The following is a 23506-nucleotide window of genomic DNA, read 5'->3' as shown; positions in this document are numbered from 1 at the left end:
GACATGTTCAAGAAAATCCTCATCGCCAATCGTGGCGAGATCGCCTGCCGGGTCATCAAGTCGGCCCGGAAACTGGGTATCGCAACGGTCGCGGTCTATTCCGACGCCGACCGCGAGGCGCTGCATGTGAAGATGGCCGACGAGGCCGTCCATATCGGGCCAGCACCGTCGAACCAGTCCTATATCGTCATCCAGAAGATCATCGACGCGGTGCGCCAGACGGGTGCCGATGCGGTGCATCCCGGCTACGGCTTCCTGTCGGAGAACTCGAACTTCGCCGAGGCGCTGAAGGCCGAGGGCGTCGCTTTCATCGGGCCGCCCCCGGTCGCGATCGAGGCGATGGGCGACAAGATCACCTCCAAGAAGATCGCGGCGTCCGCCGGCGTGTCGACAGTGCCCGGCCATATGGGCCTGATCGAGGACGCCGATGAGGCGGTGAAGATCGCCAACCAGATCGGCTATCCCGTGATGATCAAGGCCTCCGCCGGCGGCGGCGGCAAGGGCATGCGCATTGCCTGGAACGACGCCGAGGCGCGCGAAGGCTTCCAGTCGTCAAAGAACGAGGCGAAATCGTCGTTCGGCGACGACCGCATCTTCATCGAGAAGTTCGTCACCCAGCCGCGCCACATCGAGATCCAGGTGCTGGGCGACCAGCACGGCAATCTGCTTTATCTCGGCGAGCGCGAATGCTCGATCCAGCGCCGCAACCAGAAGGTCATCGAAGAGGCACCATCGCCCTTCCTCGACGCCGAAACCCGCAAGGCGATGGGCGAGCAGGCCGTGGCCCTTGGCAAGGCGGTCGGCTACTTCTCGGCCGGCACCGTCGAGTTCATCGTCGATGGTGACAGGAACTTCTACTTCCTCGAGATGAACACCCGCCTGCAGGTCGAGCATCCGGTGACCGAGCTGATCACCGGTATCGACCTGGTCGAGGAGATGATCCGCGTCGCTGCCGGTGAGAAGCTGCGTTTAACCCAGGACGACGTCAAGCTGAACGGCTGGGCGATCGAAAGCCGGCTTTATGCCGAAGACCCATACCGGAACTTCCTGCCGTCGATCGGCCGGCTGACCCGCTACCGGCCTCCGGTCGAGGGCAAGCGCGACGATGGCTCCATCGTCCGCAACGACACCGGCGTGTTCGAGGGCGGCGAGATCTCGATGTATTACGACCCGATGATCGCCAAGCTGTGCACCTGGGCACCCGATCGTCTGACGGCTGTCGAGGCGATGGGCCGGGCGCTCGACGATTTCGAGGTCGAAGGTATCGGTCACAATTTGCCATTCCTGTCGGCGGTCATGGACCATCAGCGTTTCCGCGACGGACGGCTGACCACTGCCTATATCGCCGAGGAGTTTCCCGACGGCTTTTCAGGGGTGGCGCCTGATGAGACCGACGCCAGGAAGCTGGCGGCGGTCGCCGCCCTGATCAACCAGTTCACCCAGCGCCGTGGCGCGCAGATTTCCGGATCGCTGGCCAACCACCAGCGCCCCATCGGCGCCGACTGGGTCGTCACCCTTGCCGGCTTCTTCTTGCAGCTGCGTGTCAGGGACGGCGCCGACGGCACGGTCGTCGAGTTCGACGACGGCACGGCACTTGCGGTTTCGAGCGACTGGATGCCCGGCCACCTGCACGCCAACTTCGCCGTTGCCGGCACGTCGATTGGCGTCAAGGTTTCGCGCTCCGGCACCGGCTGGCGCCTGCGCTGGCGCGGCATGGATGTGGTGGCGCATGTGCGCAGCCCGCGCGTCGCCGAATTGGCGAAGCTGATGCCCGTCAAGCTGCCGCCCGACACCTCGAAGATGTTGCTCTGCCCGATGCCGGGCGTGGTGACGTCGATCCTGGTCAAGCAAGGCGACACCGTCGAGGCCGGCCAATCGCTGGCGACAGTCGAGGCGATGAAGATGGAAAACGTGCTGCGCGCAGAGCGCAGGAGCACGGTCAAGCGCGTGGCGGCAACTGCGGGCGAAAGCCTCGCCGTCGACGAGCTGATCATGGAGTTCGAGTGAGGTGTAACATGACTGACCGCCCGACAAAGGACGACTGGCGCAAGCTCGCCGAGCGCGAGATCAAGGCGTCTCCGGACACGCTGACCTGGAACACGCCCGAAGGCATCGACGTCAAGCCGCTCTACACCGCCGACGACCTCTCCGGCATTGACAATCTCGATTCGTTGCCGGGCATCGCGCCATTCCTGCGCGGGCCGCGCGCCACCATGTACACCGGCCGTCCCTGGACGATTAGGCAATATGCCGGCTTCTCGACGGCGGAGGCGTCCAACAACTTCTACCGCAAGGCGCTCGCCGCCGGTCAGCAAGGTGTTTCGGTGGCGTTCGACCTCGCCACCCATCGCGGTTATGACTCGGACCATCCGCGCGTCGAAGGTGATGTCGGCAAGGCCGGCGTGGCGATCGATTCCGTCGAGGACATGAAAATCCTGTTCGACGGCATCCCGCTCGAGCAGATCTCGGTGTCGATGACCATGAACGGCGCGGTGATCCCGATCCTCGCCAGTTTCATCGTCGCCGGCGAAGAACAGGGCGTGTCGCGCGACAAGCTGTCGGGGACCATTCAGAACGACATCCTCAAGGAGTTCATGGTCCGCAACACCTATATCTACCCGCCCGAACCCTCGATGCGCATCGTTGCCGACATCATCGAGTACACGGCGAAGGAGATGCCGAAGTTCAACTCGATCTCGATCTCCGGCTACCACATGCAGGAGGCCGGCTCGACGCTGGTGCAGGAACTCGCCTTCACGCTCGCTGATGGCCGCGAATATGTCCGGGCAGCACTGAAGAAGGGCCTCAATGTCGACGAGTTCGCCGGTCGGCTGTCGTTCTTCTTCGCCATCGGCATGAACTTCTTCATGGAAGCAGCCAAGCTGCGCGCCGCGCGGCTGCTATGGTCGCGCATCATGACCGAGTTCGAGCCGAAGAAAGCGTCGTCGCTGATGCTGCGCACCCACTGCCAGACCTCTGGCGTGTCGCTACAGGAGCAGGACCCCTACAACAACATCGTGCGCACCGCCTTCGAGGCGATGTCGGCGGCGCTGGGTGGCACGCAGTCGCTGCACACCAACTCCTTCGACGAGGCGATTGCCTTGCCGACCGAGTTTTCGGCGCGCATCGCCCGCAACACCCAGCTGATCCTCCAGCACGAGACCGGCGTGACCAAAGTCGTCGACCCGCTTGCTGGTTCCTATTATGTCGAGAGCCTGACCAACGACCTCGCTGAAAAAGCCTGGGCGCTGATCGAGGAAGTCGAAACCATGGGTGGCATGACCAAGGCAGTCGCCACAGGCCTGCCCAAGCGCATGATCGAGGAGGCGGCGACACGCCGCCAGGCCGCCGTCGACAAGGGCGACGAGGTCATCGTCGGCGTCAACAAGTACCGGCTCGAGCAGGAAGACCATCTCGACATTCTCGAGATCGACAACTCCGCCGTGCGCCTGTCGCAGATCGCCCGCATCGAGCGCACCCGGCGCCAGCGCGATCCCGGCCGCGTCGACGCGGCACTGGCGGCACTTGAGAAGGTGGCGCGCAGCGGTGAAGGCAACATGCTGGCCGCAGCCGTCGAGGCATCACGGGCACGTGCGACTGTCGGCGAGATTTCCGACGCCATGCGGCGCGCCTTTGGCGACCATGCCGCCGTGCCGGAAGTCGTCGAAAACGTCTATGGCAAGGCCTATGACGACGAGCCGGAATTCCAGACGCTGGTTGCCCGTCTTGATCAGTTTGCCACGGCACTTGGCGAAAAGCCGCGCATCATGGTGGCCAAGCTCGGCCAGGACGGCCACGACCGCGGCGCCAAGATCATCGCCTCGGCCTTCGGCGACATCGGCTTCAAGGTCATTGCCGGGCCGCTGTTCCAGACCCCGGGCGAAGCCGCAGACACGGCGATTGCGTCCAGGGTCCACGTCGTCGGCATGTCGTCTTTGGCCGCCGGCCACAAGACGCTCGCCCCGCAGCTTGTTGCGGCGCTGAAGGCCAAGGGCGCCGAAGACATCATCGTGGTGGTCGGCGGCGTCATCCCGCGTCAGGATTATCAGTACCTGCTCGACCATGGCGTCGCGGCCGTCTTCGGTCCCGGCACCAATGTGCTCGACGCGGCTGGCGCCGTGCTCGACCTGATGGAAGGCAAGCGCCGAAACCAGTAGGCGCCGCACCCAACGAAAAAGGCCCGCTCGCGCGTGCCTTTTTTTGTTTTTCAGACCGCCTTGCGCCCGATGGAGACGTATTTGATGCCGTGGCGGGCGACGACAGCCGGATCGTAGAGGTTGCGGCCGTCGAAGATGACAGGGGTCGCCAGTTGTTCCCTGATCAGCTCGAACGACGGTGCCCTAAAATTCTTCCACTCGGTGGCGATCAGCAATGCATCCGCACCACGCAGCGCCGCCTCCTTGGTGCCGCACAGGGTGAGGTCGTCGCGCTGGCCATAGATCTGCTGCGCCTCGTTCATCGCCTCGGGATCGTAGGCCTGGACCTTGGCGCCAGCCGCCCATAGCGCTTCCATCAGCACACGGGCCGGTGCCTCACGCATGTCGTCGGTGTTGGGCTTGAAGGCCAGGCCCCACAGCGCAAAGGTCTTGCCCGCGAGGTCGCCGTTGAAATGCGCCTTGAGCTTGTCGAACAGCACCGCCTTCTGGGCGTTGTTGCGCGCCTCGACCGAATGCAAAAGCACCGGCTCGAAGCCGACATCGCCGGCGGTGCGGATCAAGGCACGCACATCCTTGGGGAAACACGAGCCGCCATAACCCAGGCCGGGATAGATGAAGTGGTAGCCGATGCGCGGGTCCGAGCCGATACCCTTGCGCACCTCCTCGATGTCGGCGCCGAGCAGTTCGGCCAGATTGGCCATCTCGTTCATGAAGCTGATCTTGGTCGCCAGCATGCAGTTGGCGGCATATTTGGTGAACTCGGCCGAACGCACATCCATCACGATCATCTTTTCGTGGTTGCGGTTGAACGGCGCATAGAGCTCACGCATCACCGCTTCGGCAGCCTCGCTGTCGGTGCCTATGATGATGCGGTCGGGCTTCATGCAGTCGGCGACCGCCGAGCCTTCCTTGAGGAATTCCGGATTGGAGACGACGTCGAAGCCAAGCTCCTCGCGGCCCCGCAGCTTCAGCGCCGCCAGCATCGTTTCGCGCACCTTGTCGGCGGTACCGACCGGCACTGTCGACTTGGTCACCACGATCTTTGGTCCAGCCATCTCGCGGCCGATGGCGTCGGCCACCGACAGCACGTATTTGAGGTCGGCCGAGCCATCCTCGCCTTGCGGGGTGCCGACGGCGATCATCTGGATCTCGCCATGGCGAACGGCAAGCGCTGCATCGGTGGTGAAGACGATACGCCCAGCGGCGTGGTTGTCGCGCACCAGCGCCTCCAGCCCCGGTTCAAAGATCGGGATGAAACCCTGGTTCAAGCGCTCGACCTTGGCCGCATCGACATCGACGCAGACGACGTCATGCCCGACCTCGGCCAACACAGCCGCCTGCACCAAACCCACATAGCCAATGCCAAAGACTGTCAGATTCATTCGGTCCAGATCCCGTTCGCGCCCGTGCGCTTTGCACGCGCTTGATACAGGAATTTGACCGCGCGTAGAAGTTCAGACGGCGATCGAGTGGCGCGCCGTGCCCTGGCCGAGATAGGCATCGAAGGCAGCCGCGATCGACCGGAGGAAAGGCTTGCCACGTTCGGTGACGACAAAGCGGTTGCCGGCGCACACGAAGACACTGTCACGATCGCCAGCGGCCAGCAATTCGGCCTCGGCGATGACAGCGCGCGCCGGCTCGCCAAAGCGAGAAAGCAACTCGCAGCGTGAGAAGGCGAAATCGCACATCAATCGCTCGATGAGCCAGGCGCGCATGCGGTCGGCATTGGACAGCGCGAAACCGCGCACGGTGGCCAGCCCGCCCGCCAGCACGCGGCGCTCATACTCACCGGTTGCCGGCATGTTCTGGACGTATCCATGCGGCAGAAGCCCGATCGACGAGGCGCCGAGCCCGATCAGCGCATCGGCCCGATCGGTGGTGTAGCCCTGGAAATTGCGCCGCAACGTGCCGGAACGCGCGGCGGCGGCGAGGCTGTCGCTCGGCAGCGCGAAATGATCCATGCCGACGGCTTCGTAGCCGGCGGCCAGGATGAGTTCGGCCGCGGCCGCTGCTTGCTCCAACCGTGCCACGGCGTCGGGCAGCGCCGCATCGTCGATCATCGTCTGGTGCTTCTTCATCCAAGGTACATGAGCGTAGCCGAAAAGCGCGATCCGGTCGGGCCGCAGCGACAGCAGCTTTTGCGTCGTTACGACGATGCCTGCGAGCGTCTGGTGCGGCAGGCCGTAGAGCATGTCGAGATTGACGGAACTCACACCACGGGTGCGAACCGCGTCGACAACGGCCTTGGTCTGCTCGAAGCTCTGTTCGCGGTTGATCGCCTTTTGCACGCGCTCGTCGAAATCCTGGACGCCGAGGCTCGCGCGGGTCATGCCGATCGATGCCAGCGCGTCGAAGCGCGTCTCGTCCATGTCGTTGGGATCGATCTCGACGCTGATCTCGGCATCGCCGGCGAAGCTGAATTTCTCGCGCAGCCTGGCTCCAAGTGACATCAGATCCGTCGCCGTCAGCATCGTTGGCGAGCCACCGCCAAGGTGCAACGCACGGATATTTAGCCGGCTTCCACAAAGCGACGCGACCGTGTCAATTTCGCAGTTCAAGGCCGCCAGATATCGCGCGACCGGGTCGTAGCGCCGCGTTTGTTTGGTATGGCAGGCACAGAACCAGCACAACCGGTCGCAATAGGGGATGTGCACATAGAGCGACGCATTCGCCCCCTTGGGCAACGCGCGCAACCAGCCGCCATAGGTCGTCGAAGACACCGCCGCGTTGAAATGCGGCGCGGTCGGATAGCTGGTGTAGCGCGGCACCGGTGCTGCGTATTTCTCGACGAGTTTCCTGTCCATGATCGTCTCCGTCAACGGCCGAAGCATGCGACGGAGACACCGGCATCGCCTTGACCTGGATCAAGCGGCGCCGTGCGATGGACACAATGACACGGTTCCTTTTGCCGGACCCGGTCCCTAGATTGGGCAAATCGGAGTACTGGACGAAGAAATGGCCATTCGCCAGGACATTCACAATTCGGAGATCCCTGCGCTGTGCCGCGCCTGCGAGGCGCGGCATCGCGGCGTTTGTGGTGCACTGACGCCGGAGCAGCTTGTCGAGCTCAGCCGGCACACAACCAAGCGCAAGGTCGAGCCAGGCACCGTGCTGGTATCGGACAGCGATACGATCGACAGCTACGCCAACGTGCTGGCCGGCGTCGTCAAGCTGACCAAGACATTGCCCGATGGCCGCCAGCAGATCGTCGGGCTGCAGTTTGCGCCTGATTTCATCGGCCGTCCGTTCAAGCAGGAAAGCTCGATCACTGCCGAGGCCGCGACCGCCGTCCGCGTCTGCGCCTTCCCCAAGACCTCGCTCGACCGGATGATCAGCCAGGCACCGGAACTTGGCCACCGGCTGCACCTGCAGGCGCTCAACGAACTCGACGAGGCGCGCTACTGGATGCTGACGCTCGGACGCAAGACGGCTGCCGAGCGCGTTGCCTCCTTCCTGCACCTCATTGCCCGTCATGGCGACCCCGAGGCGGAGAGCGAAGGCGAAATCAGCTTCGACCTGCCGCTGACCCGCGCCGACATCGCCGATTTCCTCGGCCTGACCATCGAAACCGTCAGCCGCCAGCTGACCAAGCTGCGCAAGGACGGGTTGATCGCGGTCGAAAACAACCGCCACGTCACCGTCTTCGACGTCGACAAGCTGGAACGCCGCGCCAACATCTAAGTGCTGATGTATCCAGGCGGTGCCAGCAACGCGATGACATGGTCGCGTTCGAAGGCGACGTGCCGGCGTACCGCGCCGAAATAACCGCGCAGCATGAAGCCGAGCATCTCGGGGTTATCAGCCACGCCATGCCGGGCGGCGAACCGTAACGCATCGCGCAGCTCAGCAGCAGAGCCCTCATCTTCAAGATGTTCGTTCTTCAGCCTTTCGACGGTCTTGTCCGCCTCGGCGCTGTTTCCCAGGCGCACGCAAAAATACGGAAAGATCCGCCGCTCCTCGAACCGGTGGATCTTCGCCATGGTCGGGCCAAGCGCCCGTGCCGTCAAAAGGCAGTTGCGGCGGTCGAGACCATTGGGCAGCGAATCGGCGATCTCTTCCAACCGGTCGCATAAAGCGAGTTCGGCCGCATGCGCGTGCCGCATGATCGCAACGGCATCGCGCACCGCCACATCCTGCCAACCGGTCTGTGTGTCGTCGGGCGCAGTCATTGTCTTTCGAAGTTCCCCTTTGACGCCAAGGCTGGGCTGACACGGCCGGCTTGACCTTGATCCAGATCAAGGCGCGGGCCGCCGATGTCATGGATGTGTGCGGCCTGGCGCCGGCATGAATTTGCGGCGCGCGACCATCGTCGGGGATCGCTTATGAAATACGGAAACGAAATCATCCTGCTGGCATTGGCGGCCTTTGCCGCCCTGCTCGGCGCCGCCTTCGCGCAGGACAGCCAGTTCGGCGCCCATATGTGGGTGCTGTTCTTCGCCCTGGTTGCAGGCGCAATCGTCTTGCTGCGCACCAGCAACTACGCGCCGGTCGATATCCTCGCCGAGGACAAGTCGCCCTACATGGATGGGCCAATACGCTACGGCGTCGTCGCCACCGTGTTCTGGGGTGTCACCGGCTTTCTGGTCGGCGTTGTCGTCGCAGCCCAGCTGGCATTCCCCGACCTCAACATCGAACCCTGGCTCAACTTCGGCCGGCTGCGCCCGCTGCATACGTCGGCTGTCGTCTTCGCCTTTGGCGGCAACGCGCTGATCGCCACGTCCTTCTACGTCGTCCAGCGCACCTCGCGGGCGCGGCTCTTCGGCGGCAATCTCGCCTGGTACGTGTTCTGGGGCTACCAGCTGTTCATCGTCATGGCGGCGACCGGCTATCTGCTCGGCATCACCCAGAGCCGCGAATATGCCGAGCCCGAATGGTATGTCGACATCTTCCTGACCATCGTCTGGGTCGCCTATCTCGTCGTCTTCCTCGGCACGATCCTGAACCGCAAGGAGCCGCATATCTATGTGGCCAACTGGTTCTATCTCGCCTTCATCATCACCATCGCCATGCTGCACGTGGTCAACAACCTGGCGGTGCCAGTGTCGTTCCTCGGCTCGAAGAGCTATTCGCTGTTTTCGGGCGTGCAGGACGCGCTGACGCAATGGTGGTACGGACACAACGCCGTCGGTTTCTTCCTCACCGCCGGCTTCCTCGGCATGATGTATTATTTCGTGCCCAAGCAGGTCGATCGCCCTGTCTATTCCTACCGGCTCTCGATCATCCATTTCTGGTCGCTGATCTTCCTCTACATCTGGGCCGGTCCCCACCACCTCCACTACACCGCTTTGCCCGACTGGGCGCAGACGCTTGGCATGGTGTTTTCGATCATGCTGTGGATGCCGTCCTGGGGCGGCATGATCAACGGCCTGATGACGCTGTCGGGCGCCTGGGACAAGATCCGTACCGATCCGATCGTGCGCATGATGGTGGTTGCCATCGCCTTCTACGGCATGTCGACCTTCGAAGGCCCTGTGATGTCGATCAAGGCGGTTAATTCGCTCAGCCACTACACCGAATGGACCATCGGTCATGTCCATTCCGGCGCGCTTGGCTGGAACGGCATGATCACCTTCGGCGCCATCTACTTCCTGGTGCCGCGCCTGTGGGGCCGTGAACGACTCTATTCGCTGCGCATGGTGACCTGGCACTTCTGGCTCGCCACGCTCGGCATCGTTGTCTACGCCGCGGTCATGTGGGTCGCCGGCATCAGCCAGGGCCTGATGTGGCGCGAATACGACGAGCAGGGCTTCCTGGTTTATTCCTTCGCCGAAAGCGTCGCGGCCATGGTGCCCTACTACGTCGTCCGCACCATTGGCGGCCTGATGTACCTCGCCGGCGCGCTGGTCATGGCCTGGAACGTCTTCATGACGATCCGCGGCCACCAGCGCCAGGAAGAGCCGATGCCCGCGGCTGCCCCCGTCCTCCAGCCTGCGCAGTAAGGAGCCCGACATGGCACTGCTCGACAAACACAAGACCATCGAGAAGAACGCGACGCTGCTCCTGGTTGGCACGCTGCTGGTCGTCAGCATCGGCGGCCTGGTCCAGATCACGCCGCTGTTCTACCTCGAAAACACCATCGAGAAAGTCGAGGGCATGCGGCCTTACGCGCCGCTGGAGCTGGCCGGGCGCAACATCTACATCCGCGAGGGCTGCTACACCTGCCATAGCCAGATGATCCGGCCGTTCCGCGACGAGGTCGAGCGCTACGGCCACTACAGCCTGGCTGCGGAGTCGATGTATGACCATCCGTTTCAGTGGGGGTCGAAGCGCACCGGCCCCGACCTCGCCCGTGTCGGTAACCGCTATTCCAACGAATGGCACGTCCAGCATCTGGTCGAGCCGCGCTCGGTGGTGCCGGAATCGGTCATGCCGAGCTACGCCTTCCTCAAGGAAACACCGCTGGCGGTAAAGACCATCAGCTACGACCTGATCGCCAACAGCCGCGTCGGCGTGCCCTACAGCGACGAGATGATCGCCAGTGCCGAGGCCGACATCAAGGCGCAAGCCGACCCCGACGCCGACACCTCGGGTGTGGTGGCACGCTATCCCAAGGCCAAGCTTGGCGATTTCGACGGCGATCCGGCAGCGCTGACCGAGATGGACGCGCTGGTCGCCTACCTGCAGATGCTCGGCACGCTGGTCGACTTCTCGACCTACGACCCGGCCACCGGCTACCGCTAGGAGATTTGTCATGGACTACACGACGTTGCGGCATTTCGCCGACAGCTGGGGGCTGCTGGCGATGACGGTCTTTTTCATCGGCGCGGTGCTGTTCGCGCTTCGCCCCGGCGGCAAGCAGGCCGCCGAGCGTGCCGCGCAAATTCCGCTCAAGGAGGATTGATCTGTGGGCGAAAAGCATATCGACGAACTGTCCGGCGTCGAGACCACCGGACACGAATGGGACGGCATCACCGAGCTCAACAACCCGATGCCGCGCTGGTGGCTGTGGACCTTCTACGCCACCGTCGTCTGGGCACTGGCTTACACCATCGCCTACCCGGCCTGGCCGATGATCAGCTCGGCGACGACAGGCGTGCTCGGCTATTCCAGCCGTGCCGACGTCAAGAACGAACTCGCCGCAGCCGAAGCAGCCAAGAGCGATTATATCGAGGCGGTGAAGTCGAACAGCGTCGGTGATATCCTTGCTGACGACAAGCTGCGCCAACTCGCCACGGCCGCCGGCTCGGCCGCCTTCAAGGTCAATTGCATCCAGTGCCACGCCTCCGGCGCGCAGGGGTCACCCGGTTTCCCCAACCTCAATGACGACGAATGGTTGTGGGGCGGCAGCATCGACCAGATCTACAAGTCCATCGCGCATGGGGTCCGCTTCGACGGTGACGAGAACACCCATGCGTCCGAAATGCCGGCTTTTGCCGACATTATCGAGCCGAAGCAGGTCAACGAGGTCGCGGCCTATGTCGCGAGCCTGTCGGGCACCGCCGACACGCCCGAACTGGCAGCAGCCGGCGCCAAGGTGTTCGCAGACAATTGCGCCGCCTGCCACGGCGACAACGCCAAGGGCAACAAGGAGCTGGGCGCGCCCGACCTGACCGACGCCATCGCGCTCTATGCCTCGGGGCAGGCCGCCATTGTCAGTCAGGTGCGCCATCCCAAGCATGGCGTGATGCCGGCCTGGGGCGCCCGGCTCGGCGACGTCAACGTCAAGGAACTCGCGATTTTCGTCCATTCGCTCGGCGGCGGCGAATAACCCTCCATCGCCGCAGGGTAACGGACGAAGGGCGGGGAGAGGCTCGGCAGCGATGCCGGGCCTCTTTTTTCGCACTCGCTTCGGCTTGACCTGAATCAAGGCCGACCGCCGGCGATTACGGCAAAGCAATAGCGACGCTGCCGAACCCATGGCGTGCGTGCCGCAGGAGACGAGAATGCTTGACGACAGGGAAGTGGAGAGGCTCGAGGTCGAGGCGGTCAACTCCGCCAGGATCCGCCAACCACTCTACACCGCGCGCCAGAAGGTCTTTCCCAAGCGGGCTTCGGGCCAGTTCCGCCAGTTCAAATGGGTGATCATGCTGATCACGCTCGGCATCTACTATTTGACGCCGTGGCTGCGCTGGGACCGCGGTCCCTATGCGCCAGACCAGGCGGTCCTCCTCGACATCGCCAACCGCCGTTTCTACTTCTTCGCCATCGAAATCTGGCCGCAGGAATTCTTCTACGTCGCCGGCCTGCTGGTCATGGCTGGGATCGGGCTGTTCCTCGTGACATCGACAGTCGGCCGCGCCTGGTGCGGCTACACCTGTCCCCAGACGGTGTGGGTCGACCTGTTCCTGGTTGTCGAGCGCGGCATCGAAGGCGACCGTAACGCCCGCATCAAGCTAGACAGCGCGCCGTGGTCGCTCACCAAGCTGTGGAAGCGCATCGCCAAGCACGCGATCTGGCTGGTCATTGCCGTTGCCACCGGCGGTGCCTGGATCTTTTACTTCGCCGACGCGCCCAGGCTGCTCGGTGCGTTCGTCACCGGTCAGGCTGAACCGGTCGCCTACATCACCGTCGCCATCCTCACCGCCACCACTTACGTCTTCGGCGGTCTGATGCGCGAGCAGGTCTGCACCTACATGTGCCCGTGGCCGCGCATCCAGGCGGCCATGCTCGACGAGAACTCGCTAACCGTCACCTACAATGACTGGCGCGGGGAACCGCGTTCGCGCCATGCCAAGAAGGCATTGGCCGAGGGGCTTTCGGTCGGCGATTGCGTCGACTGCAACGCTTGCGTCGCCGTCTGCCCGATGGGCATTGACATCCGTGACGGCCAGCAACTCGAATGCATCACCTGCGCGCTCTGCATCGACGCCTGCGACGGCGTCATGGACAAGATCGGCAAGGAGCGCGGCCTGATCTCCTACGCCACGCTCGCCGACTACCAGTCCAACATGGCGATCGCCACCGACCGCGGCACGGCGACCATCGATCCCGCTCGTGTGCGTGATGCCCAAGGCAAGCTCGACAAGGGCATTTCGCATTTCCACATCCGCAGGCTCCTGCGCCCGCGCACCTTCGTCTATGCCGGCGCGTGGAGCCTTGTCGGCCTTGGCCTGCTGGCAGCGCTGCTCAGCCGCGACCGGCTCGACATCAACGTGCTCCAAGACCGCAACCCGCAATATGTCGTCCTGTCCGACGGCTCGATCCGCAACGGCTACACCGTCAAGCTGCTCAACATGGTGCCTGAGCCGCGTAGCTTCGAACTCAGCATCGAGGGCCTTCCCGGTGCGGTCATGAGCGTCGTCGGCATCGACCAGCGTGAGACGCGCTCGATCACCATCGATGCCGAGCCCGACAAGCTCAAGACCGTCAGGGTCTATGTCCGCCAGCCGCGCGAGCAGCTTGGCCAGGGACAAGGCTTCTCGTTTGTCGTCGTCGACAGGGCCGGCGCCGAGCGGGATGTCTATGCCGCAAAGTTCAACGTTCCGGAGATAGCAAGATGAGCACGCGCGCCATTCAGCCGAAAGCCTTCACCGGGCGGCACATGCTGGCCATCATGGTTGCCTTCTTCGGCGTCATCATCGCCGTCAACCTGCTTATGGCGACCTTTGCCAGGACGAGCTGGACCGGCCTCGTCGTACAGAACACCTATGTCGCGAGCCAGCAGTTCAACGAACGGGTCGCCAAGCAGCGCGCACAGGCAGCACTGGGTTGGGAAGGCAGACTCACTGTTGCCGATGGCGAGATCAGCTACAGCCTGGCCGACGCCACCGGTACCGCGGTCGCGGTTGACAGCGTGACCGCTTCCTTCCGCCGCCCGGCCTATGAAGCCGAGGATTGGCAGGTGGCGCTGCAGCGCCGCCCCGACGGCGCATTTTCGATCGTCACGCCCTTGCGCGACGGCATCTGGATCGTCAGCACGGAAGCCACTGTTGCGAACCACCAGCCGTACCTCGAGGCACGTCGCATCGTCGTCTCCGATGGAGCGCTGAAATGAACTGCTGCGGTCCCGATGCCGAAATCGCCCTCAGCCTCAACCCTGCTGCCGCAAGCGGGCCGGCGCGCGAAGAACTGCTGCTTGCGAGCCGCGTCCAACCCGGCAGGATCAGGCAGGTCGAGCTTTCCGTCCCGGGCGTGCATTGTGGCGCCTGTATCGCCAACATCGAAGCAACCCTCGGCAAGCTCGACGGCGTCGAGCACGCACGCGTCAACCTGTCGACCAGGCGCGTGTCCGTGCGCTGGCGCGACGAAACCGGCGTGCCGCCCATTTCACAAGCCCTGGCAAGGCTCGGCTACGAAAGTCACCTGTTCGACCAGGGCACCGATGACAGGGACGAGACGCTGGCCGAACTGATCCGCGGTCTCGGCATCGCCGGATTTGCCGCCGGCAACATCATGCTGCTGTCAGTGTCGGTCTGGTCCGGCGCAACCGACGCGACGCGTGACCTGTTCCACTGGATGTCAGCACTCATTGCCCTGCCCGCCCTCGCTTTTTCCGGCCGCATCTTCTTCCGCTCGGCCTGGGGTGCGTTGCGCAGCGGCCGCACCAACATGGATGTGCCGATCTCCATCGGCATCCTGCTCGCCTTCGGCATGAGCCTTTACGACACCGCCAACAGCGGCCCCCACGCCTATTTCGATGCTTCGGCCTCGCTGCTGTTTTTCCTTCTGATCGGTCGCACGCTCGACCACGTCATGCGCGAACGGGCCCGCGTCGCCGTCAAGGGCCTGGCCCGCCTTGCCGCCCGTGGCGCGACCGTGCTGCAGCATGACGGTGCCAGCACCTATCTGCCGGTGCAGGAGATCGAGCCGGGCATGCAAATCCTGCTCGCAGCCGGCGAGCGCGTGCCGGTAGACGCCAGGGTGGTCAAGGGCCGCTCCGAGCTCGACTGCTCCATCGTTTCCGGCGAAAGCGATCCGGTTGCCGTGGAGTCAGGTGCGTGCGTCCGCGCCGGCACGTTGAACCTGACCGGGCCGCTGACCATCGAGGCGACGGCCAAGGCGCAGGATTCTTTCCTTGCCGAGATGACACGCCTCATGGAAGCCGCCGAAAGCGGCCGCGGCGGCTATCGCCGCATCGCCGACCGTGCTGCTGCCCTTTACGCGCCCATCCTCCATTTGACCGCCTTTATGACTTTCGTCGCCTGGATGATCGCCGATGGCAACTGGCATCAGGCGATCACCATCGCCATCGCCGTGCTCATCATCACCTGCCCCTGCGCGCTGGGCCTGGCGGTGCCGATCGTGCAGGTCGCAGCCGCCCGGCGCCTGTTCGAGAACGGCATCATGGTCAAGGACGGCGGCGCGATGGAGCGGTTGGCCGAAATCGACACTGTCGTCTTCGACAAGACCGGCACGTTGACGCTCGGCATGCCCCGATTGACCAACACCCACGAAATGCCGGCCGCTACCCTGTCGCTGGCGGCCGCGATCGCCCTGCATTCGCGCCATCCGATCTCGAGGGCGCTGGCTGAAACCCAGGCTGGAATGCCGGCAAGGGAATGGCGGTTCGATAGCATCGAGGAAGTGCCCGGCTTCGGCCTCGAGGCACGGCTGGGCGCCAATACCTATCGGCTCGGCCGCGCCGCCTGGGCGCTCTGCAACGCTGCTGCCACCCCGGGCACCGTGCTGTCGAAGAACGGCGAGGAGCTGGCTGCCTTCGCCTTCGAGGATCGGCTGCGGGCCGGCGCCACCGAGGCGGTGGCTGAACTGCGTCACAAGGGACTTGCCGTTGAGATCATCTCCGGCGATCGGGCCGAAGCGGTCGACGCGGTGGCCAGGGCGCTCGGCATCACGACGTCTTCAGCCGAAGTCCTGCCGAGCGGCAAGGTCGATCGCCTGGACGCACTCAAGGCGGCGGGCCGCAAGGTACTGATGGTCGGCGATGGCCTCAACGATGCGCCAGCGCTTGCCGCAGCCCATGTGTCGATGGCACCGGCAAGTGCTGCCGAAATCGGCCGCAGCGCCTCCGATTTCGTCTTCCTGCGCGAAAGCCTGGCTGCCATTCCGCTCACCTTGGCGACCGCGCGCAACGCCAAAAAGCTGATCCGCCAGAACCTGGTTCTGGCCATTATCTACAATGCCATCGCCGTACCGATCGCACTGTTCGGGTACGTCACGCCGCTGATCGCCGCGCTCGCGATGTCCGGGTCATCGGTGATCGTGATCGCCAACGGGCTGCGGCTCGGCGCCGGCAAATCCCGCAAGGCCAACTGGACAAGGGACGCCGCCAAGGCGTTTCCGACCAAGCAGGTCATGGCGTCATGAGCGGCCTGCTGGTTCTCCTGCCCATTGCGCTCTTTCTTGGCGGGCTCGGCCTCGCGGCCTTTCTCTGGTCGCTGCGCAGCGGCCAGTATGAAGACATGGACGGCGCCGCAGCGCGTATCCTGATTGACGACGATTGAGCCTTTCCAGTGTTCCCATCCGCGTCGGCGCCCGGGGGACTGCCGGCCGCTTTCGCGGCAATACAACTGACAGGACAAAAATGCTGCGGCCCCCCAAACGCCTGTGCTAACAGAGCGGCATGGCGCAAAAGAAAGCTCACGAGGTCGATTCCTGGCTGAAACGCCCCGCTGCCGAGGCGGTGATCGTGCTCATCTACGGCCCCGACCGCGGTCTCGTTTCCGAGCGCGCAGCAGCCTTCGCCGCCAAGACCGGCCTGCCGCTCGATGACCCCTTCTCCGTGGTCAAGATCGACGCCGCCGATATCGAGCGCGACAGTGGCCGCCTTGTCGACGAGGCGCGCACGGTGCCGATGTTTTCGCCGCGCCGGCTGATCTGGGTGCGCAATGCCGCTGCCCAGAAGAGCCTTGCCGACGACGTCAAGGCGTTGGCCGGCGACCCGCCGCGCGATGCGATCATCCTGATCGAGGCGCAAGACCTCAAGAAGGGCGCGCCATTGCGCACCATCGTCGAGGGTGCCTTCGCCGGCATGGCCCTGCCTTGCTATGGCGACGAGGCGCGCGATATCGAGGCCGTGATCGACGACGAACTGCGCGCGGCTGGCCTGACGATGGCGATGGACGCCCGCAACGCGCTTCGCCGCAGCCTGGGCGGCGACCGGCTGGCAACGCGCGGCGAAGTCCAGAAACTGACGCTTTACGCCATGGGACGTGGCGAAATCAGCCTCGACGACGTCAAGGACATGACCGGCGACGTCTCGGCACTGTCGCTGGACGATGCCATCGATGCGGCCCTTGGTGGCAACATCGCCGAATTCGACGCGGCCTTCACCAAGCAGTGCCAGACCGGCAGCCAGGCAGCACAGCTGCTGGCGACAGCCACCCGCCACCTCCAGAACATCCACCTGATGCGCGGCGAGATGGAAAGTGGCGGCCGAAATGCCGCAGCAGTCGTCGCCGCGGCGCGCCCGCCGGTGTTCTTCTCGCGGCGCCGCGCGGTGGAGCGAACCTTGTCGAGCTGGAGCGCAGCTGCACTGACGCGCGCGCTGACGCGGCTGCAGTCGACAACACTGCAGACCCGCCGCAGGCCGGATCTTGCGGTTGCCCTGGCGCGTCAGGCGATGCTCGGCATTGCCGTCGAAGGCGCTCGTCTCTCTTCAGGCCGGCGCTGAACGCAAAAACGCCGGCGCAAGCCGGCGTTTTCAGGCAAGAATCAATAGAATCAATTACATATGTTCGCTTTTCAGGCGGCGGCACAGGTCGTCGAGCTGTTCCAGCGAGCGATAGGCGATGCGCAGTTCACCGCCCTTTTCCTTATGCGCGATCGAGATCTTCATGCCGACGACGTCGGTCAGAAGCTTCTCCAGCGCGATCGTATCGGGGTCCTTCTCCGCCGGCCGCGACGGCTGCTTTTCCAGCAGCGCATCAGCTGGAAGCTGGGCCAGCGCCTCGGCCTGCCGCACCGACAGGCCCTCTTCGACGATCCGTTGGGCGAGGCCAGCCGGGTCCTGAGCCGTAATCAGCGCGCGGGCATGGCCAGCCGACAATTCCCCATTGATCAGCATGTCGCGAACCACATCCGGCAGCTTAAGCAGCCTGAGCGTGTTGGCGACATGGCTGCGGCTTTTGCCGATGACCTGGCCGAGATCGGCCTGGGTATAGTTGTGGTCGTCGATCAGCTGCTGATAGCCCATCGCCTCTTCAATGGCGTTGAGATCGGAGCGCTGGACGTTTTCGATGATCGCGAGTTCGAGCGCGGTACGGTCATTAACATCGCGAACGATGACCGGGATCTCGTTGACCCCTGCGCGCTGCGCTGCGCGCCAGCGCCGTTCGCCAGCGATGATCTCGTAGCGGCCAGCCTGGGCGGCAGGCCTGACGACAACCGGCTGCACCAGCCCATGCTCGCGGATCGACTGCGCCAGATCGGCGAGCTCGGCTTCGCCGAAATGGCGGCGCGGGTTGCGTGGGTTCGGACTGACAAACTCGATAGGCACGCGTCCGTCTGCCGGGGCCGCCGGCTTTTCCGGTACAACTGGCTTGTCCATTTCGCCGATCAGGGCGGCAAGTCCTCGGCCTAGGCGCTTTCTGGAAAGGTCTTCGTTCATGTCTAGTCCAGCTTGTTTCGAGTCCGAATCGATTTATGCGGCCCGGAGTTTACGTTCGCGCCTGATGACTTCCGAGGCGAGCTGCAGATAGGCCTGGCTACCGGAGCATTTCAGGTCATAGAGGATCGCCGGCTTGCCGTAGGACGGCGCTTCCGAAATGCGCACGTTGCGCGGGATCACCGTGTCGTAAACCTTTTCGCCCATATGAGCGCGCACGTCCTCGACCACCTGATTGGCCAGGTTGTTGCGGCCGTCGAACATCGTCAGCACGATGCCCTGGATCGTCAATTCAGGATTGATCGACCGACGCACTTGATCCACCGTTTCAAGCAACTGGCTCAGGCCTTCGAGCGCGAAGAATTCGCACTGCAATGGCACCAGTACCGAATCAGCTGCGGCCATCGAATTCAGCGTCAACAGATTGAGCGAAGGCGGGCAATCGATCAGCACATAGCTGTAGCCGGCAGCCCGCTCCGAAGACGCCCGCAAGGCGTTACGCAGCTTCAGCACGCGATCCGGTGCCGAGGCGATTTCCATTTCGATTCCAAGCAGATCGAGCGTCGACGGGATGATCGACAGGCCGGGCACTGCCGTTTCCATGGCCGCCTGTTCGATCTCAAGCTCGCCGGTCAGCACATCATAGGACGACACGCTGCGATCCTTGCGGTCGATGCCGAGACCCGTGCTGGCATTGCCTTGCGGATCGAGGTCGATGATGAGCACGCGCTCGCCGATCGCCGCAAGCGCGGTCGCCAGGTTGATCGCGGTCGTCGTCTTGCCGACGCCGCCCTTCTGATTGGCGACAGTGATGATTCTAGGTGTGATCTTCATGGCTCGACTGCTGTTTTCCGTTTCGTCACAGCCCCGCAGCTAGGCGCGGCGCAGGTTCCGAATCTCGAGAATGACACCTTGGGTGTCGGTCAGGCTCCCGTGTTCTACCAGATCGAATCTCCACTGGTGAGCGCTATCTTCGATTTCCTGGCGGTAATCCCGGCCTTTGTGGAAAAGCGCCACGGTACCCGCCTCCAACCAAGGCGCCGACAGTTCCAGGAGCAGCGGTAGTGGTGCAAGCGCGCGCGCACTCAATATCTCGGGGGCATTGATCACGTCGTGAACATCCTCGATGCGCTTGGAATGAACCTTGGCTGGCAATCCCAGTTCACCGACAACGGCCTGCAGGAACCCGGTCTTCTTGCGGTTGCTTTCCACCAGATCGATGGTCGCACCCGGCCGTTCAGCAATCATCAAACCAATGATCAGTCCGGGAAAGCCGCCGCCCGACCCGATGTCGAGCCATTTCTGGCTGTCGCCACCTAGCTTCACGATCTGGGCGCTGTCGAGGATGTGGCGTTCCCAGACCTCATTGAGCGTCGACGGCGCCACAAGATTGATACGCTGCGCCCATTTTCGGAACACAGTCTCGAAGGCTTTCAGCTTGTCGAATGTTTCACGTGAAACGGGACCGGCTACTTCTTGCAACCGGGCATAGGCGTCATTGTTCAAGCGGCGCCCCTACGTGACTGAGCTTCTGAATTGCGTACATGGGCAAGGATGATGGCCAAAGCCGCTGGTGTCATGCCTTCGATCCGCTGCGCTTCGGCCAGCGAACGCGGCCGACGCATCTGCATCTTCTGCTGGAGCTCGTTGGAAAGGCCAGGAACCGACTCAAAATCAAGCGCTTCCGGGATCACCCTCTCCTCTTCCTTTAGCATCAGCGCCGCATCGTCCTTCTGCCGGTCGAGGTAAACAGCATATTTTGCTTCTGTTTCAATGGCTTCCGCCGTCTTACCGTCGACGGAAGCGAGTTCTGGCAATATCTTAACAAGTTGCTTGAACTCGATGTTGGGGTAAGCCAACAGCTCATAAAGCGATCGCTTGACGCCGTCGTGGTTGACCTCGAGGCCATGGCGGCGCGCCTCGTTGGGCGACAGCCTGAGCGATTGTGTCATTTCTCGCGCAGCCTCGACGCGCGATGTCATCGCGCCAAATCGCTTCTCGCGCTCAGCAGAAGCAATGCCCAGTTCAATGGCAAGCGGCGTCAACCGCTCGTCGGCATTGTCGGCGCGCAGCGAAAGCCTGAATTCCGCACGCGAGGTGAACATGCGATACGGCTCGCTGATGCCGCGGCTGGTGAGGTCATCGACCATGACGCCGATATAGGCATGGGCACGGCTCAGTATCAGCCCTTCCCCGTTGCCGGCCAGGCGCGCGGCATTAAGTCCGGCAAGCAAGCCCTGGGCGCCGGCCTCTTCATAACCTGTGGTGCCATTGATCTGTCCGGCGAGGAAAAGACCACGAACGCGCTTGGTCTCCAGCGTCGGCTCCAGCTCACGCGGGTCGATATGGTCGTATTCGATCGCATATCCCGGCTGCAGCATCACCGCCCGTTCCAATCCGGGGATCGATTTCAAGATCTCCAGCTGGACATCCTCGGGCAAGGACGTCGAAATCCCATTGGGATAGACAGTGTGATCGTCGAGCCCCTCCGGTTCGAGGAAGATCTGGTGTCCTTCCCGGTCGCCAAACTTGACGATCTTGTCCTCGATGGATGGGCAATAGCGTGGCCCGACACCTTCGATGGACCCGGAATACATCGCCGACCGGCCGAGATTGTCACGAATGATGCCGTGGGTCGCTTCAGTCGTTCGTGTAATGCCGCATTCGATCTGCGGATTGCTGATCCTGTCAGTGAGCAGCGAAAACGGAACCGGATCCTCGTCGGCTGCCTGCGTGTCGAGCGACGCCCAGTCGATCGTGCGGCCGTCGAGCCTGGGCGGCGTGCCGGTCTTCAACCGGCCAAGACGCAATCCGGCGCATTTCAGTGTCTCCGACAAGCCCAGTGACGCCTGTTCGTTCATCCGGCCAGCTGGAAACTTGCGTTCGCCAATATGGATCAGACCGCGCAGGAACGTGCCTGTCGTCAAAACCACCGCTGCGCAGGAGAGCAGCTGGCCGTCGCCCAGTACAACGCCGCTCAGTCGGTCATTATCTATAGTGAAATCAGATACTTCTGCCTCGAGAACCGTCAGGTTCACTTGCTCCGATATCGCCTGTTGCATTGCCAGGCGATAGAGCTTGCGGTCTGCCTGGGTGCGCGGGCCGCGCACTGCCGGTCCCTTGCGACGATTGAGCAAGCGAAACTGGATGCCGGCGGCATCGGCGACACGGCCCATGAGGCCGTCAAGCGCATCGATCTCGCGAACCAGGTGGCCCTTGCCCAATCCACCTATTGCCGGATTGCAGGACATGACGCCGATCGTATCGCGACGAAGCGTAACAAGCGCAGTTTTGGCGCCGGTGCGTGCCGCAGCCGAGGCCGCTTCGCAACCGGCATGGCCTCCACCCACCACGACGACGTCGTAGCTTTCACTCATCACAGTCTCCAGGAAACATTTGGCGAGACAGATGTCTCCATCTCCGCCTCATGTCAAGAGAATCGCTGCGGTGGTGGTTTCACGTGAAACAACCCGGCCGGGCGGTGGGGAGTCAATGCCGATGTTTCACGTGAATCCTCGGAATCCACCGTCTTAATGTTTCACGTGAATCACTTGCCGATACAGAACTGTGAAAAGATGACATCGAGCAAATCCTCGACATCGACAGCGCCGGACAGTTTGCCGATCCGGTCGCTCGCCAGTCGCAGGTTCTCCGCCTTCAACTCCAGCATGACATCTGAAGCCGAAAGTCCAGATTCCAGATAGCCGCGTGCGCCGTTGAGCAGCTCAACATGGCGCAGGCGCGAAGGCAGGACGTCGCCGCGCTGGCCGACCGCTGCGGCTGCGCTCGCGCCGATCAATTTGATCAGCTCGTCAATGCCTTCGCCATTCGTGGTGGAAATGGTCAGGGCATAGCGCTTGTCCACGGCGGCATCCTTGAGCCTGTCCTGTTTGGTGCCGATCACTACCACCGACGCATTCGCAGGCAGCTGCGGTTCGCCGGGCTCTGACATATCCTGCAGAAACAGCACCAGGTCTGCCGCGTTGGCGCGTTCCTTCGCACGCTCGATCCCGATGGCTTCAACTTTTCCGGCGGGTTCACGCAGCCCGGCGGTGTCGGTAATCCGCACCTTTAGCCCGCTGATGTCGAGCACTGCCTCGACCAAGTCACGGGTTGTGCCGGGCTCGTCGGTGACAATCGCAGCCTCACGCTGGACCAGCGTGTTGAGCAGACTCGACTTTCCAGCATTCGGGGCGCCGAGAATGACCACATCGAAGCCATCTCGGATCATCTCGGCTTTGCTGTAGCCGTCGATATGCCGGTCGATCTCGGCTATCAGCAAGCGAACGTCGTCCCAGACCTGGGCGGATACCGAGCCCGGTACGTCGGATTCGTCGGAAAAATCCATCTCGGCTTCAATCATCGCGCGCGCGTGGATAAGCCGCTTGCGCCACGCGAGGTAGAGTTCACTTTGGGCTCCCGCCGAGTTCATCACCGCGAACTGGCGCTGCGCCTCCGTCTCCGAATTGATAAGATCGGCAAGCGCTTCGGCCTCCAGCAGGTCCATTTTACCGTTGAGAAATGCACGCCGGGTGAATTCACCGGCCTCGGCCTGCCTGAAACCGGGCAGTTTGCCGATCTCCTCGAGCAATGCCGCTACCACCGCCCGACCGCCATGAACGTGAAACTCGCCGCAATCTTCCCCCGTGAAGCTTTGCGGGCCCGGAAAAAACAGGGTTAGCGCTTGATCGATCTTGCGTCCGTCGGGTGCCGTCAGCGGGCCATAGTGCGCGCGACGCGGCTGCGGCACTGCCCCGGCAATCGTTTCGAGGGCGAATCGGACATGCGGCCCGGAAATCCGGATGATCGCGACGCCTGACGGGAGGTGCCCGCTTGACAATGCAGCGATCGAATCGGTGAATAGCATTTGCCGGTCTCTTGGAAGCGCCCTAGGTTGACGCCTCAT

The 23506-nt window shown here is 63.2% G+C and carries 20 protein-coding genes; 12 read left to right on the top strand and 8 right to left on the bottom strand.

Features of this window, described 5'->3' with window-relative positions; all coding sequences use genetic code 11:
* The first annotated feature begins 3 nt into the window (after positions 1-3).
* The gene (locus tag IHE39_RS08670) at positions 4-2007 is read left to right on the top strand and encodes an acetyl-CoA carboxylase biotin carboxylase subunit (protein WP_192566198.1); all 2004 of its coding nucleotides are present in this window, start codon (positions 4-6) and stop codon (positions 2005-2007) included.
* Positions 2008-2015: 8 nt separating this feature from the next.
* A complete protein-coding gene (scpA, locus tag IHE39_RS08665) occupies positions 2016-4157 on the top strand; it encodes a methylmalonyl-CoA mutase (RefSeq protein WP_192566197.1) in 2142 nt (713 codons plus the stop codon).
* Between the two features lie 50 nt (positions 4158-4207).
* On the opposite strand, the gene IHE39_RS08660 is transcribed toward scpA, so the two are convergent.
* Together IHE39_RS08660 and hemN are read right to left on the bottom strand one after the other, a co-directional pair.
* Entirely contained in the window at positions 4208-5539 is a 1332-nt protein-coding gene (locus tag IHE39_RS08660) for a UDP-glucose dehydrogenase family protein (RefSeq protein WP_192566196.1), read from the bottom strand.
* 72 nt (positions 5540-5611) lie between these two features.
* A complete protein-coding gene (hemN, locus tag IHE39_RS08655) occupies positions 5612-6961 on the bottom strand; it encodes an oxygen-independent coproporphyrinogen III oxidase (RefSeq protein WP_192566195.1) in 1350 nt (449 codons plus the stop codon).
* 151 nt (positions 6962-7112) lie between these two features.
* On the opposite strand from hemN, the gene IHE39_RS08650 reads away from it, so the two are divergent.
* Complete coding sequence (locus tag IHE39_RS08650) at positions 7113-7838, top strand: Crp/Fnr family transcriptional regulator (RefSeq protein WP_192566194.1); 726 nt, start codon at positions 7113-7115, stop codon at positions 7836-7838.
* On the opposite strand, the gene IHE39_RS08645 is transcribed toward IHE39_RS08650, so the two are convergent.
* Positions 7835-8326 carry a hemerythrin domain-containing protein gene (locus tag IHE39_RS08645; RefSeq protein WP_184768377.1) on the bottom strand — a complete coding sequence of 164 codons (492 nt, stop codon included), beginning with the start codon at positions 8324-8326 and terminating at the stop codon, positions 7835-7837. The genes IHE39_RS08650 and IHE39_RS08645 overlap by 4 nt on opposite strands.
* Before the next feature lie 153 nt (positions 8327-8479).
* On the opposite strand from IHE39_RS08645, the gene ccoN reads away from it, so the two are divergent.
* The 9 genes from ccoN (at position 8480) to holA (ending at position 17667) form a co-directional block, all read left to right on the top strand.
* Entirely contained in the window at positions 8480-10096 is a 1617-nt protein-coding gene (ccoN, locus tag IHE39_RS08640; RefSeq protein ID WP_192566193.1) for a cytochrome-c oxidase, cbb3-type subunit I, read from the top strand.
* Between the two features lie 10 nt (positions 10097-10106).
* On the top strand, positions 10107-10838 hold the full coding sequence (ccoO, locus tag IHE39_RS08635; RefSeq protein ID WP_192566192.1) for a cytochrome-c oxidase, cbb3-type subunit II: 732 nt from the start codon (positions 10107-10109) through the stop codon (positions 10836-10838).
* A 10-nt stretch (positions 10839-10848) separates the two neighbouring features.
* On the top strand, positions 10849-10998 hold the full coding sequence (locus IHE39_RS08630; protein WP_067955824.1) for a CcoQ/FixQ family Cbb3-type cytochrome c oxidase assembly chaperone: 150 nt from the start codon (positions 10849-10851) through the stop codon (positions 10996-10998).
* Between the two features lie 3 nt (positions 10999-11001).
* Positions 11002-11865 carry a cytochrome-c oxidase, cbb3-type subunit III gene (gene ccoP, locus IHE39_RS08625; protein ID WP_192566191.1) on the top strand — a complete coding sequence of 288 codons (864 nt, stop codon included), beginning with the start codon at positions 11002-11004 and terminating at the stop codon, positions 11863-11865.
* 175 nt (positions 11866-12040) lie between these two features.
* Positions 12041-13597 carry a cytochrome c oxidase accessory protein CcoG gene (ccoG, locus tag IHE39_RS08620; RefSeq protein WP_184768381.1) on the top strand — a complete coding sequence of 519 codons (1557 nt, stop codon included), beginning with the start codon at positions 12041-12043 and terminating at the stop codon, positions 13595-13597.
* A complete protein-coding gene (locus IHE39_RS08615; RefSeq protein ID WP_192566190.1) occupies positions 13594-14091 on the top strand; it encodes a FixH family protein in 498 nt (165 codons plus the stop codon). The genes ccoG and IHE39_RS08615 overlap by 4 nt, the downstream gene beginning before the upstream one ends.
* Positions 14088-16361, top strand: a complete 2274-nt coding sequence (locus IHE39_RS08610) for a cation-translocating P-type ATPase (RefSeq protein ID WP_192566189.1) — start codon at positions 14088-14090, stop codon at positions 16359-16361. The genes IHE39_RS08615 and IHE39_RS08610 overlap by 4 nt, the downstream gene beginning before the upstream one ends.
* Positions 16358-16498 carry a cbb3-type cytochrome oxidase assembly protein CcoS gene (gene ccoS / locus IHE39_RS08605; protein ID WP_184768384.1) on the top strand — a complete coding sequence of 47 codons (141 nt, stop codon included), beginning with the start codon at positions 16358-16360 and terminating at the stop codon, positions 16496-16498. Before IHE39_RS08610 ends, ccoS begins: the two co-directional genes overlap by 4 nt.
* 119 nt (positions 16499-16617) lie before the next feature.
* Positions 16618-17667 (top strand): DNA polymerase III subunit delta, encoded by a 1050-nt coding sequence (holA, locus tag IHE39_RS08600; protein WP_192566188.1) that lies wholly within the window; start codon positions 16618-16620, stop codon positions 17665-17667.
* Between the two features lie 54 nt (positions 17668-17721).
* Here the strand turns inward: holA and IHE39_RS08595 are convergent, their stop codons facing one another.
* From IHE39_RS08595 to mnmE, 5 genes are all read right to left on the bottom strand, one after another.
* On the bottom strand, positions 17722-18603 hold the full coding sequence (locus tag IHE39_RS08595; RefSeq protein WP_184768386.1) for a ParB/RepB/Spo0J family partition protein: 882 nt from the start codon (positions 18601-18603) through the stop codon (positions 17722-17724).
* A gap of 33 nt (positions 18604-18636) precedes the next feature.
* A complete protein-coding gene (locus IHE39_RS08590) occupies positions 18637-19434 on the bottom strand; it encodes a ParA family protein (protein WP_184768387.1) in 798 nt (265 codons plus the stop codon).
* Between the two features lie 39 nt (positions 19435-19473).
* A complete protein-coding gene (rsmG, locus tag IHE39_RS08585) occupies positions 19474-20106 on the bottom strand; it encodes a 16S rRNA (guanine(527)-N(7))-methyltransferase RsmG (RefSeq protein ID WP_192566187.1) in 633 nt (210 codons plus the stop codon).
* Positions 20103-21977: a tRNA uridine-5-carboxymethylaminomethyl(34) synthesis enzyme MnmG gene (mnmG, locus tag IHE39_RS08580; RefSeq protein WP_192566186.1), complete on the bottom strand. Its 1875-nt coding sequence runs from the start codon at positions 21975-21977 to the stop codon at positions 20103-20105. The genes rsmG and mnmG overlap by 4 nt, the downstream gene beginning before the upstream one ends.
* A gap of 170 nt (positions 21978-22147) precedes the next feature.
* Positions 22148-23467, bottom strand: a complete 1320-nt coding sequence (gene mnmE / locus IHE39_RS08575; RefSeq protein WP_192566185.1) for a tRNA uridine-5-carboxymethylaminomethyl(34) synthesis GTPase MnmE — start codon at positions 23465-23467, stop codon at positions 22148-22150.
* Positions 23468-23506: the final 39 nt, after the last annotated feature.

Origin of the sequence: Aminobacter carboxidus, assembly GCF_014863355.1 — a bacterium.
Taxonomy (GTDB): domain Bacteria; phylum Pseudomonadota; class Alphaproteobacteria; order Rhizobiales; family Rhizobiaceae; genus Aminobacter; species Aminobacter carboxidus.
This window is presented reverse-complemented; position numbering and strand designations above follow the sequence as displayed.

Bases quoted from the DNA above. Each gene is read 5' to 3' on its own strand.
- IHE39_RS08660 (WP_192566196.1), bottom strand. From the start codon at position 5,539: ATGAATCTGACAGTCTTTGGCATTGGCTATGTGGGTTTGGTGCAGGCG.
- mnmG (WP_192566186.1), bottom strand. From the start codon at position 21,977: ATGAGTGAAAGCTACGACGTCGTCGTGGTGGGTGGAGGCCATGCCGGT.
- holA (WP_192566188.1), top strand. From the start codon at position 16,618: ATGGCGCAAAAGAAAGCTCACGAGGTCGATTCCTGGCTGAAACGCCCC.
- IHE39_RS08590 (WP_184768387.1), bottom strand. From the start codon at position 19,434: ATGAAGATCACACCTAGAATCATCACTGTCGCCAATCAGAAGGGCGGC.
- IHE39_RS08650 (WP_192566194.1), top strand. From the start codon at position 7,113: ATGGCCATTCGCCAGGACATTCACAATTCGGAGATCCCTGCGCTGTGC.
- IHE39_RS08645 (WP_184768377.1), bottom strand. From the start codon at position 8,326: ATGACTGCGCCCGACGACACACAGACCGGTTGGCAGGATGTGGCGGTG.
- mnmE (WP_192566185.1), bottom strand. From the start codon at position 23,467: ATGCTATTCACCGATTCGATCGCTGCATTGTCAAGCGGGCACCTCCCG.
- hemN (WP_192566195.1), bottom strand. From the start codon at position 6,961: ATGGACAGGAAACTCGTCGAGAAATACGCAGCACCGGTGCCGCGCTAC.
- ccoN (WP_192566193.1), top strand. From the start codon at position 8,480: ATGAAATACGGAAACGAAATCATCCTGCTGGCATTGGCGGCCTTTGCC.
- scpA (WP_192566197.1), top strand. From the start codon at position 2,016: ATGACTGACCGCCCGACAAAGGACGACTGGCGCAAGCTCGCCGAGCGC.
- ccoO (WP_192566192.1), top strand. From the start codon at position 10,107: ATGGCACTGCTCGACAAACACAAGACCATCGAGAAGAACGCGACGCTG.
- IHE39_RS08670 (WP_192566198.1), top strand. From the start codon at position 4: ATGTTCAAGAAAATCCTCATCGCCAATCGTGGCGAGATCGCCTGCCGG.
- IHE39_RS08610 (WP_192566189.1), top strand. From the start codon at position 14,088: ATGAACTGCTGCGGTCCCGATGCCGAAATCGCCCTCAGCCTCAACCCT.
- IHE39_RS08630 (WP_067955824.1), top strand. From the start codon at position 10,849: ATGGACTACACGACGTTGCGGCATTTCGCCGACAGCTGGGGGCTGCTG.
- IHE39_RS08595 (WP_184768386.1), bottom strand. From the start codon at position 18,603: ATGAACGAAGACCTTTCCAGAAAGCGCCTAGGCCGAGGACTTGCCGCC.
- ccoS (WP_184768384.1), top strand. From the start codon at position 16,358: ATGAGCGGCCTGCTGGTTCTCCTGCCCATTGCGCTCTTTCTTGGCGGG.
- IHE39_RS08615 (WP_192566190.1), top strand. From the start codon at position 13,594: ATGAGCACGCGCGCCATTCAGCCGAAAGCCTTCACCGGGCGGCACATG.
- ccoG (WP_184768381.1), top strand. From the start codon at position 12,041: ATGCTTGACGACAGGGAAGTGGAGAGGCTCGAGGTCGAGGCGGTCAAC.